A 17,091-nucleotide genomic window follows, 5' to 3' on the forward strand; every position below is an offset into this window, starting at 1 on the left:
GTATTTTTCCCCTTATTTGATTTCAAATTCTTTGGTTTGAGATACATTGTAAGGGGTATGATCATTATTGTGCAGGGAAACCTTCACCTTGTGCATGCCGACAGTCAGATCTTTAAAGACATACTTATCTTCTGTGGATACTTTCTTCTCGCCATCATCATCCAGATACAAATGCATATGCCCTTCTCCCGGGACCCGTTCCTTTCCATAATGCTGAGGCGAAATAGTAATATCAGTTTTGAAGCTAACAGTTGCTGTACGTTCCGAAACATAGACTTTTAACTCCAAGCTTGGCTTTTTGACCGTGGTTTCAGCAGGTACCGTTGTTGCTATTTTGCTGCTGCAAGCCGTGATAAGAAACACAGCTAGTGCCAAAACTACAATTATCTTGGTCGCGTTCATCATATCACTCCTATAATGGTGAAGATTGTCAAAAAACAGATGATTTGATATAAGCTTAAAAAGAAAAACAGATTTTGTCCACAATTAATTTTTATGGGAATTATTGGTCAAACTTCGCTGTCGAAATTAATAAAAACATATCTATTTCTGCGCTTGCCCGGGAAATAACTTTTTGGGGCTGGGAATGTTTCTAAGTATTTTGGAGCAAGGTAATATGGAACATTTCAGATGATTATTGGAGGAGATAACATGGTAGAAACCGAGCAGCACCAGGAACCGCTCCGCCATGCTCAGGAAGCTGCCGAGCAGGCCGTAACTTCCGCTGATTCAGCAGTCAGACGCTTGCATAACGCAATCGATGAAGCAAATCCGCACGATATTTTATCAGCACAAGCAAACTTGGGTCATGCCATAAACCAGGTTAAAGATGCAATGGAGCAGCTGCAAAATTTCAATAACGAATCTTATGGACAGCAAATCAAACTGAACCTGCAGCAGCTGGATCAAACTTTGCAGGAATTGGAAAGCGATGACAATACTTATCAATTTCCCAAACAAGTCAGATAATGCGGAGTGCAAAGTGGTCGAGAATTCGATCACTTTTTGCTGTTTATTAACCCTGTTAACGGAGCGTTAGATGTCGGATCTTGCAGCATCCAATGGGCTATAAATTATCGTATGAATAAGGTATAATCATACATTGACAATATCATTTAAGGGAGATTATGAATATGAGAGATCCTCGCCTTCAAACCTTTGCCCGTAATATCATTCAGTATTCCGTTAATCTGCAGCCTGGTGAGAACATATTGTTTGAAATGATCGGCGTCAAAGACCCGGAGTTGGCCAAGTGCTTGATTGAAGAAGCTTATGCTGCAGGAGGGAATCCTTTCATAGAGCTTCGTGACCCTGCCATAACCAGGAGCCTGCAGCTAGGAGCTCAGCAAGAGCATTTCTCCCAATGGTCTGAATTTGAATTGGTTCGGATGCGCCAAATGGACGCCTATGTGGCTGTTCGCAGCGGAGAAAACATTACAGAATCGTCCGATGTTCCGGATGAAAAGATGAAAACATTCCTGAAGTATGTTCAACGCCCGATTTTTGATGAAAGAATTAACAATACGAAATGGGTTGTCATGCGTTATCCGAATGGCTCCATGGCACAGCTTGCCGGCCAAAGCACGGAAGCGTTCGAAGATTTTTACTTCCAGGTATGCAACCTGGATTATGGCAAAATGTCCGCTGCGATGGACGGGCTTGTCGACCTGATGAACCGTACGGATCGAGTTCGCCTAGTTTCTCCGGGTACCGATATCAGCTTTTCAATCAAGGATATCCCGGCGATCAAATGCGCGGGCCTTCGCAATATTCCTGACGGAGAAGTGTACACAGCCCCGGTCAAGAATTCCGTCAACGGAGTGATCAGCTACAATACACCGACCAATTATTCCGGTTCCTCCTTTGAAAACATTGTGCTTCGTTTCGAGAACGGACGGATTGTTGAAGCAACCAGCAACAATTCGAGCAAGTTGAACGAAATCCTGGACACGGACGACGGCGCACGTTATATTGGCGAATTTGCCATCGGCGTTAACCCCTACATCCAGCATCCGATGAAAGATACATTATTTGATGAAAAAATTGACGGAAGCCTCCATTTTACGCCGGGCCAAGCCTACGAGATTGCAGATAACACCAACCGTTCCTCTGTTCATTGGGACATGGTGTTGATCCAACGACCCGAATATGGCGGCGGTGAGATTTACTTTGACGATGTATTGATCCGCAAAGACGGCCGTTTCGTACTCCCTGAGCTGGAGCCGCTCAATCCGGAAAACTTGATCTGACTCCATCAACAATGAAGGGCATATCCATGATCTGAAATCAGATTTGGGATATGCCCTGTTGAATTTAATTAATGATTTTATGTTTAAGCTTGAAATCATACTTACTGTAAAGCATTTGAATAAAAGGTTCAACATAATTCTCGTCAAACTGCTTGCCAGCACAGCTCCTAAGCTCCAAAATGGCTTCATCGAAAGTTCTCGTTGGTTGATAGGGCCTTTCCGTCGTCATTGCGTCAAATGAATCGATAATACACAAAATCCTGGCCAGATGCGGTATCTCTTCCCCTTTTAAACCATAAGGATAACCCTTTCCATCTACACGTTCATGATGCAGTTCAACCAGAGGAATCAATTCCTTGTATTTATCAATCGATGCTACAATTTCCCTCCCCCATACCACATGATTTTTAATAATATCCCATTCTTCCGCCGTCAATTTCCCCTTTTTCTTCAACATGATCTTAGGCACCTCGAGCTTGCCGATATCATGAAACAGTGAGCCGAGCACCAATGTTTTCTTCTCCGACTCGCTAAGCGGGATAAACTCACAAATGTCGATAGCATAGCTGAATACTCGCTTGCTGTGTTGAAACGTATATATATCCTTGGATAAAAAAAGCTTCAACTGATGTTCAATTTCCAGAATATCCTTTTCGAAATCAATGGTTTTCTGGACGATCGATTGCTCATTGTAAATATGCACCATATTTTTGCCCTGGGCTTTGGCATAATACATCGCTTGGGATGCTTTATCGAACAGCTGGGATTTATCATAAATGCTTCTATCATAGGCAATAATTCCTGCGGAAAAAGAAATGCAGCCATGCGGGAAAATTTCCGCACCTTCAAAATAAGAATCATTTAGCTTTTTGCGCAGTGCGTTTATGATGGAAAATGCTTCTTGATTCGTCTTACCAGGCAGTAAAATAGCAAATTCCTCTCCCCCATACCGAGCCACATTACAATCGTTGGATTCATTTTTAAGAAAAGTACCTACAAACTCAAGCAGCTTATCCCCTTGCATGTGTCCAAACTTGTCATTATAGGTTTTAAAATTATCCAAATCCAGCATGGCCAAGCTAAAGGAAGATTCGTAGTTTTTCGCATGTGTCAGCTCTTCTACAAGCATTTCTTCTATGTAACCATGGTTATAAAGCCCTGTTCGCTGATCATGAGTCGCTTTATCTGTGGCCGTTTGGTATAGAACAAACAGCTGCTTGAAGGCGATGGATAATAAAACGGAGATACTTAGAAATAAAAATAAGCCGAAATATAAATGTACAGGCAGTAAGATGCAGAGTATCAATGAAAACAACAAGGTAATTATATATGCTGCAGTTGTTTCTTTGAGAATACCTTTAAGAACATTAAATAAATTTCCTTGTATCGCTAAAAAATAATAGATACCAAAAGCCATGACGTTAATAAAAAAATAAACGCTAAGTGCCAGAATATAAGGATAAATATGATGTGTATCAAGGCTGCCTATAACTCCACCGGTTGCTATAAAAGAGTAATACGCACCCGTTATACTCAAACTGTATGATGAAAAATTAAAACAATACTTCCACAAGGCGATATCTCGTTTGTATAATGCAAATAGGACTGAGCTCAATAACAATACAGTCAAGCTGGTATCTACACCAAATAAAAAAATGCATGTCAGAAAAACCGATGATTCCATCGATATCCCATTACCTTCCGGCGGAAGTGCAATCGGGAAAAAATTGAGCATCAAAACAGTACCAACAAACGCATATAAAATGACCCACTCCGAAGGAGAAGGAATTGTAAAATTCATTAATAAAAGAAAACATAGGAAACCAAGAACAATTTCTCCTGCTACAAACATATGAGTTGGAACGACGAAAATTCGTCTCATCTTATCTGCAAAATTCATCATGATTCGACCTTTCGCGAACAGAGTAAAAGGAAGAAACGGATTTCCGTTCTTCCAATCCCCATTTTGCCACAATTTCTTAATATTAACCGATAAATTTGAATCCTGATGTTAAAGAAATTATAACAGAAGCAACAATAGCTGTGTTAAAGAAAATTCTTTTAATTTTGATTCCTTCCACTTTCATCGATATTCACCTCCTCTTCAATACACTTATCAGGTCCCCGCCAAGTTTGGACTCGGAGGCTTTTTTTCCTTTATGTTGGAGCATAAGATGCTGGATAAACTTAAAAATTCCTATATTCATAATCACATCACCAATACTGATCACTTGTTCTCTCGGGTATGGGCTTGAAATGGGGATAATATCGCCCAAAAATCCAAATCTCGAGGCGTCAGTTAATATTTGATGCTTGGCGTAAAGTCCTTCTTTCAGGTAGGTTGTGAAAGCAGGATCCAAAATAGCGGCTGCATCCAGGGAAACCGGCATCCGTCCGCCATTGGCGATCATGACGATAAAATTTAACAATACGCCGATCCAGATCAACATAAAGCCATTTTGATTTCGATTCATCCATAAAAAAAGAAGCCCAATCACATATACGGCAATAAATAGATATGAGCTTATTGCTGCGATCCAGGCGACCTTATTTTGTGTTATGAATACAATCAATTGAACAGCCAGCAAAACGGGAAATATCCACCCATACTTTAAGCGAAGCCCTGAAAAGCTCCTAAAGCTGCCGCCGCGAAGCAGGCCCAAAATCGCTGAAATGACAATTCCATCAAAGACCATTGACTTCGCTCCCTTGGTGTATTTTTTAGATTAATTCGCCAAATGATTATAAATTCCTCTTGGAATGTTAACATATTTGGTAATAATTTTATTAAGTTTTTACTTTATCCCAGCCATTGGAAAGTTTGATCAAAAGAAGTTTCTATAATGGACGGAGCAGCAGAAGGTATGATCTCATTTGTGATTGGGAGCTCTTGCAATTCATTATTTGAGGATGCTGCTCCTTGGTCTGCTATTTCCACAACAGTTCCTTTTGGTACAAAGGCGAAGAGTTGATTGATATCGGAATTAATTAATCGAATACAACCCAAGGATCGGTCCATACCGACAGAGCTTTCATCATTTGTGCCATGGATAGCCAGCATTCCAAGTCCCAATCCTGCTGATCCATACACTCCCCGCTTGTTTCCCTGAGGATTCAGAACTCGATTCAACACTGTAAAATGGGCCTCGGGGGTTTGCTGATTGGCACCTAAACCGGCATTCTTCTCCATAATGAGCTGAGAGCCGGAAATGAGCTTTAAGCTGTGCTCGCTTTTTACAATTTCGATATGTATCGGTTCATAAGGCAATCTCGTCCTCTCATGGCTATTCGGATAAAACATCATGGCCAGATTGTCCGAAAAAGCATCGTATACCCAACCTCCTTCTCCACTGTAAGTCGATGCAACTTTGTTGGAATGAGAGGTTGATTCCAAAGGGATAAAGCTTAAATAATTGTGCGGGTAATCTTGAATAAGCTGATCCAGAGATTCCGGAGGCTTGCCAAAATCACGGATGTAAGAGTCAAGCGCCGTGCGAACCAAATTGGCCCCAATAGCTGTCAGAGGCTGCTTCTGATTGATCTCCGGATCCAGGAAGCGAATTTTCACAGTTTGATCCATGGATGCGTTATATTCAGCGATCACAAATGCTTTGTCTGGTACATTCTTGTCCAGCAGCGGGATGGCATTCTTGTCTATGGATTGGGTCGAGGTTTGAAGTCCATAGATGAGTATATTTTGTTTGGTATGTATATGGCCAAGGTCAACAGCTTGCTTATGGATCGCGGATTCTATTTTCCCTCTTGGCGTTTCATAAGGGAAGTGCATCAGGTACTGAATATCTGTTGTTTCATAAGTGACTTCCTTGCCGACAGGCCAATGCTTCACCTTGGAGATGGTAGTGGAAATCGAATCAGCGCTGAAATAAAGCACAACGATCAATATATTAAGCACCAATAATACAATCAGGAGCATGCTTATAAAAGGCGATTTGGCTTCATTCGCATGTTCTTCTGCTGCTGCGCTTGAAACATGTGCGGATTTCTCGCCGGTTTTCATTGAAAGCTGTCTTAGAGCTTTGTTGGCTGCTGAGTAGTAAGGAGAAGGATAAGTGCGCAAGGTTTCCTGATAATGAAATTTGGCCTTGGGCACATTACCTTTGCTTTGATGCTTTTGTCCCAGCTTAAAATGCGCTTCAGGGGAATACGGGTCCAGATAGCGGATGACTTTTTCATAATAAAGAGGGTCTGCCGGGCTGATATACAAATTTTTATGAATGTGGACAAGGTTATCGTCCAAATGATGTTTGAATCTTGAGCGAAATCGATTCAATTTGGCCCCCTCCTAACGTTGGACAGGAACTACATCTTATCCTTATATGATACGTATTGTATCATTGAATTTGTGATAAAACAAGCCTTTATGTAATTAATTGCTATTAATAACGATAAATTAAACAAAACCAGCAATGATCTTTCATTTTAATGATACTATATGTATCTTTATTCATGCTTGGTTGAATAAACCGTCACTTGCTGTCAAACACTACAAGATGGAGGTGTTAGTTAGATGGCAGGAAGAAATAATCATCCAAAGAATGAAGGACCCGCAAGTCAACCTTCACGGTTGGATCAATTCGGAGAAAAAGCGCAGATGGAAGAAAAAAAGGCAAGCAAAGAGAAAGCAAAAGATTGATGAACAAGAATAAACCGCTGCGCTATTCTTATCAGCTGAAAAAAGAGTCTTGTCGGGCTGCAATAGCCTCACAAGACTCTTCCTTCTGATGATTATCCTCGGCAATTCGACAAAAAATAACTTTTTCTAAATCTGCTTTCTATTTGGAGTGATAACTTCCCGTCTCATGCTGTCATACATATTGAATCCAAGAAAACACACTATCCAAATTACGAGGTGCACACGATGATTTACGGGACTCAATTACTAGAAGCTGACATCGAGCTTTTCGCTGCCGCTCTTTCTCAATCAAAGGTGTTCGTTTGGTCTTTGGACCACCAAGGTGTTTACTATCAGGTAGACTACGGAATGGTTGATCTGTACACACCAGACCATGTCAAAGTAAAAAGTCTCCAAGAGCCAAATAAAACAGTTTTATATCCACGCGAGTCCTGCGAGTTTAGCATTCAATTCAATTAGTAACTTGAGTGTTGCAAAAATCCTGTTGTCGATAAAGCCGAGTTAAAGCCGAGTTTTTAGATCCTTCGTCGAACGGCTAAATAGAAGAAGGACATCGACCCTTTGTGGAGAAATTGACGGTCACGGAGCCAATTTTTCCAGATAAAGGAGATGTCCCAATTCCATGGTATCCCTCTACCTGCCGATCGTCAAGTTCATTTTAGCGCTGAAGTTGGAGTTTTCTAAACCCCAATTGAATCACTTGTTTACGCTCGTTCATGGCATCATTCTTTGTGCCGGACGCAAGAACATTACGCAGATCCGAAACGCTGCCAGACAAGATTGTCATCTGAGCAGTATCACCAACTTTCTGAATCATGCGCCTTGGTGCGTCAATCGCATGCAGCGCAGGCGTATGCAATTCGTCATAGAGAAAATCCGGGCAAAGCGCATGAAGAATGGTGATGCAAGGCGTCTTGTATTTTTCATCGTGGATGACTCTTACTGCAAGAAAGAACCATCAACCAAGAAAATGGAAGCTCTCAGTTTTCAATATTCTCACGAGGATGGAAAATCGATCTGGTGCCACTGCGTTGTCACGGCCCACGTAGTAAGCGAGGGCAGTTCCTATGCCTGGGATTTCCGTCCTTACTACCGTGAAGAATATTGCACGAACCATGGCTTGACTTTCAAAAGCAAGAACGATCTTGCCGTCGAGATGATCGAGGCATTTCCGGCTACGCAGGATGAGCAGGTTTACGTGCTCATGGATAGCTGGTACACCAGCGAGAAGATCATAAATAGCTGTAACCGCAAGGGATTCCATGTCATCGCTGCCGTCAAGACCAACCGACTGATCTGCGTCAGCGGCGTAACGATCTCCATGGCTGATTTCGCTGTCCAGTACCTTCGCAAGTCTGACCTACGCTCCGTTACGGTGGAAAGTCAGGGGACGTACTGGATTTATGAATATGAAGGTCCGTTAAGCGAAATGGAAAACGTCAAGGCTTTGCTGTCTTGGAAAGATGAATATGCCCCTTCGAGCAAACCTCAAGTTTGTCTCCTGTGCACGGATTTAAGCTTGGATCTCGTTACAATCCAACGCTACTATCACGTGAGATGGAACATTGAAACGGGCTATCGCTATTTCAAGGAACTGCTAGGTTTTGACCAATATCAATTGCTGTCATTTGAAGGCATTCAGCGATTTTGGGCGATTCAGTATCTGACGCAGAACTTCTTGGAATCTCAGCGTCAGGACTGGATGAAGAGCGACAAACATCTTACGCTTGGAGATGTGGTGTACCGAATTCGGCAAGAGTATTTCGGGCAGATCATCGTTTACGTGTATCAGCAAGCCTTGGTGAAGAAGCCGTTATTCGACATCCTTAAGCATCTCAAAATATCCGCCTGATCTGTCGAATTACCTTCCCTGCTACAGGTGTGTCTATTTTCGGTTATCACGAAGAAAATCGCAACTCTCAAGTTAGTAAATGGAAAAAAACGTCTGGCGGAGAGCTTTCTCTCTGATCCGGCGTTTTTTTATGCTAAAATAAGGCCATTATATCCACTCACGCAATAATCGGAGGAAGCCCCATGCCCAATATTTGGACTCATCTGCTATTTGGTCAAGAATTAATGAGCAAGCTGGGCCATGAAGACGTTTGGAAGGATAAGCAATTGAGGAATGTGTTCAATCTGGGGTGTCAGGGTCCTGATTTTTTGTTCTATCATCATTTTCTGCCATGGCAACGCGATAAGAAAATGGCCGAGCTGGGTAGTCTCATGCATAAGAAGGAATGCGGCCCGTTCCTCCTGGATCTGGTTCACCATGTTCATGGAAGAGGTCTTTACAATCCAGCAGTGCTGTATGTTCTTGGTTTCATAACCCACCATATTCTGGATCGGAACATGCATCCCTATGTTTTTCATAAATCCGGCTTCAAAAAATGGAAGCATCAGCGGTTTGAGATTATTATGGACACCCTTGTCGTGAAAAAAATGCTGGGGAAAGAAACGTGGAACACGCCTGTTTGGAAAGAGATTGATGTGGGAAAAGCGTTCCCGATGGGGATTGTACCAGCGCTAATGGATGCCGCAGCAAAGCGATATCCTGCTCTAAGCTCGAAGATTGCAAGTGAAGACTGGGACGAAGCCTACCGAGACATGATCAAAGCGCAGCGGCTGTTTCATGATCCGACCGGGATGAAGCGAGCGCTTACGCTCGGGCAAATCTCTCCACTGGTCTATGAGAAGCAGCCAGCCCCGCTGGATTATTTGAATGAGGCCAGAGCGACCTGGAATTGCCCTACCTCCCTGGATGAGACCTATTCACATAGTGTCTGGGATCTGTGGGAGCAAGCTGGTAAGGATGGCGAGCAGGTCATGAAAGCCGCCCTTCAGACTCTGCAAAGCGGCTTATCGGCCAAAGGAGATCATGCTGCTGAGCTCGAAATGGTGCTGGGCAATGTTTCCTATGAAACGGGTAAATCTTGTGACAGCGGACTTGAAATCGTTCATGTGAATCCTATGATCTAACTGTTTTTACAAATTGGGAATCTGCCAATCTATCGGCGTACCGCCAAACTCTGATATAAATTGATTAGCTCGGGAGAAAGGCTTGCTTCCGAAAAAACCTCGGTAAGACGACAATGGACTGGGATGCGGCGAACGAATAATTCGATGTTTGTTGGCATCGATCAGGCTCCCTTTGGCGCCTGCGTGGCTTCCCCATAGGATGAAAACGACGGGCTCCGCCCTCTCATTCAGAGCTTGGATGACTCGATCCGTAAACAGCTCCCAGCCCTTACCTTTATGGGAATTGGGCTCGCCTTCTCTAACGGTAAGCACAGCATTAAGCAGCAGCACTCCCTGCTCGGCCCATCTGACGAGATACCCGTTGTTAGGGATTGTGCAGCCCAAATCCGATTGCAGCTCCTGAAACATATTTTGCAAGGATGGCGGCGGTTTAACTCCCGGTTTTACTGAAAAGCTAAGCCCGTGAGCTTGACCGGGTCCGTGGTACGGATCTTGTCCAAGAATCACAACCTTGGTATTCGCGTAAGACGAAAGATGAAGTGATGAGAAAATATTTTCTTTGTTCGGATAAATGACCCTCGAGTTATATTCATCAACTAAAAATTGTCTCAGGGAGAGGTAATAGGGCTTATGAAATTCTTCTTCCAGTATGGGGGACCAATCATTGTGCAAAATAGCCACTGACCTCAACCCTCCTCTTAATTCATTCGTTCAATCTCTAAAGCACCTGTATCTGCATCTTTCAATATAAGACGCCCTTCTACAGGTGAACCGTCGGGCTTGATTAATTTCAGCTTGGCGGTTTTGCCTTTATCGATCAAGGCTGTAATCTGAGCATCCGTCAGCGTGCGCCCAAAGCTTTCCTTCCAGATGACAAAGCTGCAGCCCTCCTTGTAGTGCGAGCAGCCATAGCCCTTGCGGCCCATGAAAATCGAGCCGCCGCAACCCGGCCTGGGGCAGGCCGCCACGATGGCCGGCCCTTCACGGGCGGCGCCGACTTCATCGACTGCTGCGCCCGCCCGAGCGGCGCCGGACTTTACATCGGCGCCTTTGCCTCGAGCAGCAGCCCCCTTCTTCGCAGCGGGGGCTTCGCTCTCAAAAGAGTTCTTAGCCGCGCGCGCCTGCACACGCACCTTCCCTACAATCATGGCGGCGAATTTTTTCACATTCTCCATGAACTGCCCATCCGAGGCGGTGCCTCTGGATATCTCATTGAGCCGGCGCTCCCACTGCCCCGTCATCTCGGGTGAAGTGAGCAGCTCGATGCCTGCTCCCCGAATCAATTCGATCACCATACGGCCTTTTTGTGTGATCTGTATTTTTTTGCCCGACATGTCTACATAGCCGACCTTCTTTAACCGTTCGATCGTGGCTGCTCGTGTAGCCGGAGTCCCCAGACCCGAATCCTTCATCGCATCGCGCAGCTCTTCGTCTTCAATCTGCTTGCCCGCGCTTTCCATCGCCTTGAGCAGCGTGCCCTCCGTAAAATGCTTGGGCGGCTGCGTATCCTTCTCCTTCACCACGGCATCCCCACAAAACACGCCTTCGCCGGGTTCAATCGAGAAAGGCTCGCTCACTTCAATTTCTTCTTCCTCGTCATCTTCCTTCTCTTTGCCTTTGGCAGTCTTTGCTTTTTCCTTTTTTTGGTCGGCGTAGATGACTTTCCAACCCAGGCTCAGCAGCTCTTTGACCGTAGTTTTGAACATTTCGCTTTCAACCTCAGTCATCACCGTATGAACCTTATATTCGGCAGCCGGATAAAACTGGGATAAAAAACGCCTCACAATAAGGTCATAAAGCTTCTGCTCATCGGGACTCAGCCCTGATGCCTTACGGTTCGTCGGTAAAATCGCATGATGATCCTCAACCTTGCTCGGGTTGCAAATGAACTTGTTGCCCTTGTGCACAAGGCTGCGATTGGCACCCTTCACCAGCTCCTCGTATGCCGTACCCTGCAAGGAGGATAAAACTTTATGCATTTCCGGAATATTTTGCTCGGTTACATAGTTGGAATTCGTTCTTGGATACGAGATCACTTTGTGCTTCTCATACAGGGCTTGAGCGGTATCCAGCGTTTTTTTGGCGGAGAAAGCATACTTACCGTTCGCTTCCCGCTGCAGCAAAGTAAGATCGTACAGCTTGAAAGGGTACTCTTTCGTATCCTTAACCTCATAGGATGTGATACGTCCCGGTTTCCCCTTCACTTTAGCGGCAAGCGCATTGACCTTTTGCTCGTCTGTCATTCGGTCGCCTTGCCACATTCCCTTATAGGTCACTTCATTTTGCGTAAAATGTCCTTCCAACTCGAAAAATTTCAAAGAGGAAAAGGCCTCTATTTGCTTCTGTCGATCATAAATCAACGCCAATACGGGAGTCTGCACTCTGCCTACGGATAACAGCACGTTATGCTTCGTCGTAAAAGCGCGCGAGCCATTCATCCCAATCAGCCAATCCGCCTCACTTCTCGAGCGGGCAGCCCTCGTCAAATTCTCGTACTCACTTCCGTCCTTAAGCTTGTCGAAGCCTGTACGGATCGTCTCTGTAGTCAGGTCTGATATCCATAAGCGCTTGACCGGATGCTGCAGCCCAAGATGCCTTTGAATAAGCGAAAAGATATGCTGGCCTTCACGTCCGGCATCACAGGCATTGACAAGCCGGTCACAGCGTTTCGCCAGCTCGGCAATGACTTTCAATTGATCTATCGTTCTGGGATTCGGCACCAGCTTAAATTCCTGCGGAATGATGGGCAGATGGTCGATGCTCCATTTTTTATACTTATCGTCGTATTGGTCAGGCTCCGCCAGCTCGATCAAGTGGCCGATGGCCCATGTAATAATGTAGGCGTCCCCTTCCAAAAAGGAGCGTTTGTTCACGGCCTTCGGTTCGATTGCGGCTGCAATGTTGCGTCCCATGTCAGGCTTTTCAGCGATAACTAATATTTTCACATGCGTACCTCTTGTTCATTAATGGCTTGATCCTTTACATGCAGTCCAACTATCTTAATATTCGGGTTCCGCTGTTAAAATCCTTTTTCCCGAACTCTCGCTTCGCCGCCCGATGTTCCGATTACAACCCTGTCAGCCATATTCACAAAGAGACCATGCTCCACAACTCCGATGATGGCATCAAGCTGATGACTTAATCCTGCCGGATCCATGATGCTTCCAAATGGACAATCGAGGATATAATTCCCGTTATCGGTGACGTAAGCTTGTCCGGCTTTTTGTCGAAGCCGAGGGGTGCAGCCGATCCCGGAAATGCGCCTCACTGTAGTCTCCCAGGCAAAAACAGCTATTTCCACCGGGAGATGAAATGCACCCAAAACGTCTACCTCCTTGGTCTCATCAACAACGATGATCAATTGATCCGAAGCAGCAGCTACAAGCTTTTCGCGGAAAAGCGCGCCTCCCCCGCCTTTAATCAGCTGCAGTTTTGCATCCACTTCATCGGCGCCGTCTATTGTTAGATCCAGATTTTGCACACGGGAGAAATCGGTTAGAGGAATGCCCAGTTCAAGGGCAAGCTTTTCCGTACCCTTTGAAGTCGGGATCGCTTCAATTTTCAATCCTTGTTTTACTCTATCTGCAATAGCGTGGATAGCCCAATAAGCCGTTGAGCCCGTTCCAAGGCCGATCCTCATCCCATCTTCCACATAGGAAGCCGCCTGCTGACCTGCGATTTGTTTGGCGTTCAAATTCTTACCTCCCGTAAAAACAGACTCATACACTTATTGTAGTAGATTTAGGCAGCAAAAAAAACTTTTGTAAATTTAAAGGAAAAGAATTTCCAATTGTAGAACTATTCAGTTTAGTATGAAATTTTAGGAGGCTGAATGAGCATGCGTGTAAATCTACTCATCGGAACCAACAAAGGGTTATTTATTTATTCCTCGGATGCGGAAAGAAGAAATTGGACGCTGGATGGACCTTATTTGTCAGGATGGGAGGTTTATAGCGTGCTTGGCGACCGCATGGATGGCAATCGGCTGTATGCCGGCACTTCTCATGCTGCCTACGGGGCTACGGTGCGCATATCCGAAGATAAGGGGCTGACCTGGCAGCAGGTTGATGACGGCCCTTCTTATTCGAAGGAAAGCGGTTTTTCGCTGAATCGAATTTGGCAGCTTGTTCAAGGGCTCCCCTCTGATCCGCATACGCTTTACGCGGGCGTCGAGGAAGCGGGTATATTTGTGAGCCGTGATCGGGGGCTTAGTTGGAAGGAATTGGACGGATTAACCAAGCATCCGACAAGACCGGGTTGGTTTCCTGGAGCCGGCGGAATGTGCTTGCATACGATCCTTATCGATCCCAATAATTCTCAGCGCATATGGATTGGTATATCGGCTGTCGGCGTATTTCGCACCCTGGATGGAGGCTTAACGTGGAAGACCTGCAACGAAGGCTTGTCCCGTGTACCTACCGGAATGCCCTATCCTGAGGTTGGATATTGCGTTCATAAAATGGTCTTGGATCCGGTGAATCCCGATATCCTATACATGCAGGAGCATAGCGGAGTATTTCAATCCAATAATGGCGGTGACAGCTGGTTTCCCATTGAAGAAGGGCTTACCTTGAAGGAAGGTGATGAGCCTTTTGGCTTTCCGATTGCGATTTCACCGACAGGCGATCTGTTCCTGATGCCGCTTGAAAGCAGCGAACAGCGCTCCATGAGAGACGGTAAGCTTCTTGTCTATGGCCGCTTAAAAGGAACTTCCCGTTGGGAGCCCATCGGAGATGTGGTTCCGGATGAACAAAAGCATGTCAGTGTGCTCCGTGATGCCATGACTGTCGATTCTTTAGATCCTAACGGACTTTACTTCGGGACTACATCTGGAGAAGTGTATTTATCTTTGGATCGTGGTGTGAATTGGGAGCGTTTACCTGGACAATTTTCGCGGATTCTTTGCGTGAAGACCTGGATTGTGGAGGAATGAACTATGCTGATCAAGGTAAGCATCCCCTCGATGCTGCGTGATTGCTGCTTAGGCAAGGTCCAATTTGAATTGCACGCTCCAAGTTTGGGCGAGGCCGTCGAGCTTCTGCTAGGCACCTACCCCAAGCTGCGTGTTCATTTGTATAAAGAAACCGGCGAGCTTCGCGAGCATGTACTGCTTTTTTATAATGATGAGAACATCGCTTGGTTGGAAAGCTTGGATCTGCCGCTGCAAAATGGCGACAAGCTGACCGTCATGCAGGCTGTTTCCGGTGGTTAATGGCATTAAGCTTTGCTGTCGTAATACACATGCCAGGCTTTGATTTTCTCCTGCAGCTCTATGATGCCGTATGAATATTGCGGCTGTCTCCGTTTATCGGTGGGCGATCCCGGGTTAAACATGAGCATCCCATCTGTTCGCTGCATGTAAGGACTGTGAGAATGACCGAAGATAACAACATCGGGGCGCTCCGCATGAAAGGCTTCGCGCGCGCGTTCCTCGGTTGTTTTTCGATAGCCGTCGCCATGGATAAGACCTATTCGAAAGCCTGCCAATTCAAGCAGTTTCTTGCGGCCGAATAGCTGAATAATCTCGGGTCCGTCATTATTTCCGGCAATCCCTTCACAAGGAGCAATCTTTTCCACCAGAGCAATAATCTCAGGACTCACCCAATCACCTGCGTGCAGAATGAGATCCACCCCGCCTAGTCCCTTCACTAATGCATCAGGAAGCTTCACAGCTCTTTCCGATAAATGTGTATCTGAAATGACTCCTATTCGCATGGTTTATCTCTCCTCTTCGCAGCTGTCAGCTGTTCATAATCGCCTTATCTCGCCATTGTAGCAAGAAAGCGCTGCAAAAAAAAGCATCCACTCCCCCAATAAATTCGATGTTTGCCAAACGGTTTGATACAATAGAGCATATTCGCTCACCCATTCCATCCTGAGGGGGTTTGTATCTACCCATTATGAAACATCCTGTCGCTATACAAAATATATGTAAAGAAGCCATGAGCCATCTGGAAAAAAGGTTTATGGAGCGAGATGAGTTGATTCGTGTGCTTGTGCTGGCCATGATGAGCGGCGAAAATGTACTGCTTATCGGCCCGCCGGGATCAGCAAAATCACAGCTGGCCAGAGCCGCTGCCCAGCTTTTTGGATCCGATCAGGGATTTGATTATTTGCTCACGAGGTTTACAACCCCGGATGAATTATTTGGTCCGGTCTCCTTGCAAATGCTGAAGCAGGATCAATATGTGAGGCATACAGACGGCTATTTACCGAGCGCTCGCTTTGCTTTTCTGGATGAGATTTTCAAAGCCAACAGTGCGATTCTCAACTCGTTATTGTCGATATTGAATGAACGCATATTTTTTAACGGACGTGAGAAGCAGAAGGTTCCATTGCTCTTCTTAATGGCTGCATCCAATGAGCTTCCTGAAGACAATGAGCAGCTTGCTGCGCTCTATGACCGTTTTCTATTTCGCTATGAGGTTGAATATGTGAAGATGATCTCCAGCTTTGAGCTGATGTTTGGCGCGCCGACAACCCCAATTCCCTCCCTTCTGTCCCTGGATATCGTTCAACAAATCCGGACCTCGGCTCAGGAAGCCGTAATACCTGAAGATTTGATTTACATGCTGTTTCAGCTTAAAACGGCCCTGGAGGAAAAGGAATATGTGCTTTCCGACCGCAGGTGGAACAAAATCGGTCAGGTGTGGAAAACATCTGCGGCCATTCACAGCCGGAGTGAAGTTTCAGTATGGGATACGGTGCTGACTCCCCATATGCTTTGGGATTTCCCGGAGGATTTTTCGATCGTTCGGGATATTTTCAGCACTGTGGTTCAAGCAGCGTTGAAAAAGGTGATGCAACAGGAGCTGCCGCTTGACCGATACGAGCAATCGGTTCGAGCTTGGCTGGATAAGGAAGAAGAATTGAACGGCTTTCAATTCAAGCGCGAGGTTGGCGGTGCTATCAGCGGGGAATCAGCAGAACGCGCCAAGGCTCAGCTTGAGAGGTGCCGGACGGAGCTTGAGGAAACAGCACGCTCACTACGCGGCAGGCTCGTTGCTTGGCAAGAAAAAGAAAAAAGACTTCCCGAATGGATAGCGGAGCAGACCATTTTCCTGCTCCATCCCGATCAATACGCCGTTAAATTCACCCATCTGCGGATTCAAGGGGAACGTATATTACAAACCGTCCAAGGGTTGTACCGCACTCTATTTGATCGTGAAATCCCGGGCATCTTGTACGATTACACGCTTTAGGCGACTTTAC

General features: G+C 45.4%; 17 protein-coding genes. 9 read left to right on the plus strand and 8 right to left on the minus strand.

All coding sequences use genetic code 11. The annotated features are described in order from the left end of the window. Positions 1 to 12 precede the first annotated feature (12 nt). Positions 13 to 402, minus strand: a complete 390-nt coding sequence (locus BLV33_RS05020; protein WP_090788845.1) for a hypothetical protein — start codon at positions 400 to 402, stop codon at positions 13 to 15. A 249-nt stretch (positions 403 to 651) separates the two neighbouring features. On the opposite strand from BLV33_RS05020, the gene BLV33_RS05025 reads away from it, so the two are divergent. Both BLV33_RS05025 and BLV33_RS05030 read left to right on the plus strand, forming a co-directional pair. Continuing rightward, on the plus strand, positions 652 to 969 hold the full coding sequence (locus BLV33_RS05025) for a hypothetical protein (protein ID WP_090788847.1): 318 nt from the start codon (positions 652 to 654) through the stop codon (positions 967 to 969). 164 nt (positions 970 to 1,133) lie between these two features. Continuing rightward, positions 1,134 to 2,249, plus strand: a complete 1,116-nt coding sequence (locus BLV33_RS05030) for an aminopeptidase (RefSeq protein WP_090788849.1) — start codon at positions 1,134 to 1,136, stop codon at positions 2,247 to 2,249. A gap of 64 nt (positions 2,250 to 2,313) precedes the next feature. On the opposite strand, the gene BLV33_RS05035 is transcribed toward BLV33_RS05030, so the two are convergent. Next, positions 2,314 to 3,822, minus strand: a complete 1,509-nt coding sequence (locus BLV33_RS05035) for a bifunctional diguanylate cyclase/phosphohydrolase (protein WP_253186971.1) — start codon at positions 3,820 to 3,822, stop codon at positions 2,314 to 2,316. Positions 3,823 to 3,835: 13 nt separating this feature from the next. On the opposite strand from BLV33_RS05035, the gene BLV33_RS29860 reads away from it, so the two are divergent. Beyond that, complete coding sequence (locus tag BLV33_RS29860) at positions 3,836 to 4,105, plus strand: hypothetical protein (RefSeq protein ID WP_253186972.1); 270 nt, start codon at positions 3,836 to 3,838, stop codon at positions 4,103 to 4,105. A gap of 237 nt (positions 4,106 to 4,342) precedes the next feature. Here BLV33_RS29860 and BLV33_RS05040 read toward each other — a convergent pair whose 3' ends face one another. After that, positions 4,343 to 4,945: a DUF5317 domain-containing protein gene (locus BLV33_RS05040; RefSeq protein WP_090788851.1), complete on the minus strand. Its 603-nt coding sequence runs from the start codon at positions 4,943 to 4,945 to the stop codon at positions 4,343 to 4,345. A 104-nt stretch (positions 4,946 to 5,049) separates the two neighbouring features. Beyond that, the gene (locus BLV33_RS05045; protein WP_090788853.1) at positions 5,050 to 6,540 is read right to left on the minus strand and encodes a L,D-transpeptidase family protein; all 1,491 of its coding nucleotides are present in this window, start codon (positions 6,538 to 6,540) and stop codon (positions 5,050 to 5,052) included. Positions 6,541 to 6,777: 237 nt separating this feature from the next. Between BLV33_RS05045 and BLV33_RS30405 the strand changes: the two genes are divergently transcribed. The 3 genes from BLV33_RS30405 (at position 6,778) to BLV33_RS05060 (ending at position 9,879) form a co-directional block, all read left to right on the plus strand. Then, positions 6,778 to 6,903: a hypothetical protein gene (locus BLV33_RS30405; RefSeq protein ID WP_290439042.1), complete on the plus strand. Its 126-nt coding sequence runs from the start codon at positions 6,778 to 6,780 to the stop codon at positions 6,901 to 6,903. A 622-nt stretch (positions 6,904 to 7,525) separates the two neighbouring features. Beyond that, on the plus strand, positions 7,526 to 8,755 hold the full coding sequence (locus tag BLV33_RS05055) for an IS701 family transposase (RefSeq protein ID WP_090788856.1): 1,230 nt from the start codon (positions 7,526 to 7,528) through the stop codon (positions 8,753 to 8,755). Between the two features lie 182 nt (positions 8,756 to 8,937). After that, positions 8,938 to 9,879, plus strand: coding sequence for a zinc dependent phospholipase C family protein (locus BLV33_RS05060; RefSeq protein ID WP_090788858.1), 942 nt, complete (start codon positions 8,938 to 8,940; stop codon positions 9,877 to 9,879). Between the two features lie 6 nt (positions 9,880 to 9,885). Here the strand turns inward: BLV33_RS05060 and BLV33_RS05065 are convergent, their stop codons facing one another. From BLV33_RS05065 to rpiA, 3 genes are all read right to left on the minus strand, one after another. After that, positions 9,886 to 10,560, minus strand: a complete 675-nt coding sequence (locus BLV33_RS05065) for a uracil-DNA glycosylase (protein ID WP_090788860.1) — start codon at positions 10,558 to 10,560, stop codon at positions 9,886 to 9,888. A gap of 17 nt (positions 10,561 to 10,577) precedes the next feature. Then, positions 10,578 to 12,824 carry a type IA DNA topoisomerase gene (locus BLV33_RS05070; protein ID WP_090788862.1) on the minus strand — a complete coding sequence of 749 codons (2,247 nt, stop codon included), beginning with the start codon at positions 12,822 to 12,824 and terminating at the stop codon, positions 10,578 to 10,580. 74 nt (positions 12,825 to 12,898) lie between these two features. Beyond that, positions 12,899 to 13,573, minus strand: coding sequence for a ribose-5-phosphate isomerase RpiA (rpiA, locus tag BLV33_RS05075; RefSeq protein WP_090788864.1), 675 nt, complete (start codon positions 13,571 to 13,573; stop codon positions 12,899 to 12,901). Between the two features lie 144 nt (positions 13,574 to 13,717). Here rpiA and BLV33_RS05080 point away from each other — a divergent pair, with 144 nt between their 5' ends. Both BLV33_RS05080 and BLV33_RS05085 read left to right on the plus strand, forming a co-directional pair. Next, on the plus strand, positions 13,718 to 14,812 hold the full coding sequence (locus BLV33_RS05080) for a WD40/YVTN/BNR-like repeat-containing protein (RefSeq protein ID WP_090788866.1): 1,095 nt from the start codon (positions 13,718 to 13,720) through the stop codon (positions 14,810 to 14,812). A 3-nt stretch (positions 14,813 to 14,815) separates the two neighbouring features. Continuing rightward, positions 14,816 to 15,091: a MoaD/ThiS family protein gene (locus BLV33_RS05085; protein ID WP_090788868.1), complete on the plus strand. Its 276-nt coding sequence runs from the start codon at positions 14,816 to 14,818 to the stop codon at positions 15,089 to 15,091. 5 nt (positions 15,092 to 15,096) lie between these two features. Here the strand turns inward: BLV33_RS05085 and BLV33_RS05090 are convergent, their stop codons facing one another. Beyond that, positions 15,097 to 15,594, minus strand: coding sequence for a metallophosphoesterase family protein (locus tag BLV33_RS05090; protein ID WP_090788870.1), 498 nt, complete (start codon positions 15,592 to 15,594; stop codon positions 15,097 to 15,099). A gap of 185 nt (positions 15,595 to 15,779) precedes the next feature. Here BLV33_RS05090 and BLV33_RS05095 point away from each other — a divergent pair, with 185 nt between their 5' ends. Then, positions 15,780 to 17,081 carry an AAA family ATPase gene (locus BLV33_RS05095; RefSeq protein WP_090788872.1) on the plus strand — a complete coding sequence of 434 codons (1,302 nt, stop codon included), beginning with the start codon at positions 15,780 to 15,782 and terminating at the stop codon, positions 17,079 to 17,081. Positions 17,082 to 17,091: the final 10 nt, after the last annotated feature.

The organism is Paenibacillus sp. GP183 (assembly GCF_900104695.1).
In the GTDB taxonomy this organism is placed as follows: Bacteria; Bacillota; Bacilli; order Paenibacillales; family NBRC-103111; genus Paenibacillus_AI.